At 24.3% G+C, this 2653-nt stretch carries 2 protein-coding genes and 1 pseudogene; 1 reads left to right on the top strand and 2 read right to left on the bottom strand.

All coding sequences use genetic code 11. From position 1 onward, the window contains the following. Nucleotides 1–148: 148 nt before the first annotated feature. Both B6S12_RS11850 and B6S12_RS10445 read right to left on the bottom strand, forming a co-directional pair. Complete coding sequence (locus B6S12_RS11850; RefSeq protein ID WP_111230713.1) at nucleotides 149–1081, bottom strand: hypothetical protein; 933 nt, start codon at nucleotides 1079–1081, stop codon at nucleotides 149–151. A gap of 128 nt (nucleotides 1082–1209) precedes the next feature. After that, nucleotides 1210–2142, bottom strand: a complete 933-nt coding sequence (locus tag B6S12_RS10445) for a KAP family P-loop NTPase fold protein (protein ID WP_111230714.1) — start codon at nucleotides 2140–2142, stop codon at nucleotides 1210–1212. Between the two features lie 292 nt (nucleotides 2143–2434). Here B6S12_RS10445 and B6S12_RS10960 point away from each other — a divergent pair. Next, a pseudogene (locus B6S12_RS10960) lies at nucleotides 2435–2653 on the top strand (hypothetical protein); the annotation flags it as partial.

The raw sequence follows: 2653 nt of genomic DNA on the forward strand, positions 1-2653 counted from the left end.
AGTATTTTGCATGGATATTCCTTTATGCTTTTTAATATTAAAGCATAAAATTTCAAATTGCAAGAAAAGCTTTTAAAACAAAGAAAATACAAATAAAAGAAGAATATTTGTGTTAGAAATCAAAAGCTAGTTTGATTTCTTGGAGTTTTTAATCATTTAAGATATTTTGTAGATATTTTTCAATATCCTCTTTCTCTTTTGTAAAATTTGGAAAAACATCTTGCATTAATTTGAGTAAATTTTCTTTTTCACATTGTTCCATAATCAATTTTAGCTTATTAGATATAACCAATTCTTTATAATCTATACCTACCAAATCCCATAAAAACAAAAAAAGCAATTTTGGATTTTGAACACATATTGACAAAGCTCTATCAAAGTCAAAACAATAATTTATAAATAATCTTAATTGTTCCTTTGTTTTTTCTTTGTATTTACCCCTTAATTCTTCAATCAAATTTTCAATATTTTCTTCAAACAAGATATCTTTTGGGGTGTTAGAAGCAATTTGTAATATATATAGTATTCTAACTTCTAGAGGATTTTTATCATCCTTAATAGCTTTATCAACTATTTCTTTACCAGAAGCCAAAAAACGAAAATATTGACAATATATTTTATATTTTTTTGACAAATCTCCTTCAATCTCATCAAAAATATTAAAAAGATATAGCAAAAATTGCTCTTTGTGAGTGATTTTTTTAATAAAAGCTTCGTGTTGTGTATCATAGATATACTGTAACCCTATTAAAGAATTTAAATTATTTATTTCAAAAATCTCATTATATTTTTCAATAGAATTTGCATTAATAATTTCTTCTAAAAGCTCTTTAGGGATGCTATTATCTGGAAATTTTAATATAAAATAATAATAAAAATATGGTGAAGCTATTCTATAGTGTTTATTATCCATATCAGCATAACTTGTTTCTAATAAAACATTTATGTTTGGGAAAATAGAATAAATCAATCTTAAAGTAATATTTTCATTTAGTTTAGTAAAATTCTTTATTTCTTGGTTAATAATTTTGGTGATTTCTTCTGGTTTATATCGATCTCCTTTAGGATTACATCCTTGCATAAACAATGAATGGTTCTCATATATATAATCATAAAACCTAGTCTCAAATACTTTTAATAGTGTAATCACTGCAAAATCATATAAATGCAATTCTTGATTTATAGCATTAACTTCAATTTTAAAAGTATTTAAAATCTCTCCATATCTCTAATGTTCTTAAAAGCATTTGCAAAATTATTGCTCTTTATTGCTTCAATAAAATCTTGTTTATACAGCGTTTCGTATCTTATGTTAATTGTTTCTAACTTTTTCACAAATATATCTCTTAAGTTTTCTTGACTAATTTTAGGCAATTTGATAGGAACTTGCACTATCTTTTCTATATATTTACCACCCTTGTCTTTTTGGATTTTATCTAAAGCTTTAGAGACAATCTCTTCATCATAAGAAAGAATATATATGGTATTTTTAAAATCAGCTATAGATCTTACAAGTTGAAAAATTTTTTGTATATCTGTATCGGCTAATCTATCAAGATCATCAATAACTATGATTATTTTTTTATTAAATTCAGTATCTGTTAGGTAGTTATTAATATTTTCTTTAATTGTTTCTAAATCTTTTTTATTAGCTTCTGCAAACTTTTTCAATGCTTTGCCAACATCTCCCAAGGCTTTTGAACTAATATTAGTAAAAATAGATAATTCGGGAATAGGAATATATGAAAGAGGCTTAAATATATTAGATAAAATTTCTAATCGATTACCAATTTTTTCAAAATTTATTATATTTTTCTTTCCAATTTCTACAGAGAGCTTTGTAAAAAAATCGCTAATAAGTTGTTTTCTAGTAGAGATATTCCAAGGATTAAATTTCACTATAATGAAATTTTCATCATTTTTAAAATCTTCTAAAACCATATTAATAAAAGAAGTTTTTCCACTACCCCAATCACCTATAACTCCAAAAACAATACTGTCTTCTTCTTTGTAGTTTTTAATGATTGTATTTAGCTGTTTTACTACTAAACTTCTATTAAACAAATCCTCTTCTTTTTTCTCTATAGGTTTATCTACTTTAATACTTTCTAACTTTTCTTCTTTAGCTTGATTATTTTTCATAAAATTCCCTTTATTTTTTAAGAATTATATTCTATATTTATTGTATTCTGTAAAAAGCTCTAAAAATATTTAAGAAGTACATGTAACTATCCTATAAACCTTAAAGCCATAGATAGTTACATATATTTTTAGAATAAAAGGTGGTTAAAATACGATTTATAGGCATTTAAAGAGGATAGTTACATCAAAACATTTTATAAGATTATTTTAAGCAAAAATGTAACTATCTCTAAAGAGTTTTTATCATTTTGGGATATTTGGGATTTTTTGCACTTGTTTGCAGAAATTTAAAATGGCACTTTTTATACGCATTAATATCGCATTTATGGGATTTTTGCTAAAAATATTTAAAGATAGTTACATCTACTTTTTAAAATACCCCTCACATATTTTGATAGATGATCCTATTAAAGTAAGTGAGATGAACTCAAAGAGTGCAAGAGATGCAGTAAATAACAACTTTACAGGCTCGGTTCTCTCAAGATTAAAAGACATAAACTCAAGCATTATT

This window comes from Helicobacter valdiviensis (assembly GCF_003245365.1).
GTDB classification, from domain to species: domain Bacteria; phylum Campylobacterota; class Campylobacteria; order Campylobacterales; family Helicobacteraceae; genus Helicobacter_D; species Helicobacter_D valdiviensis.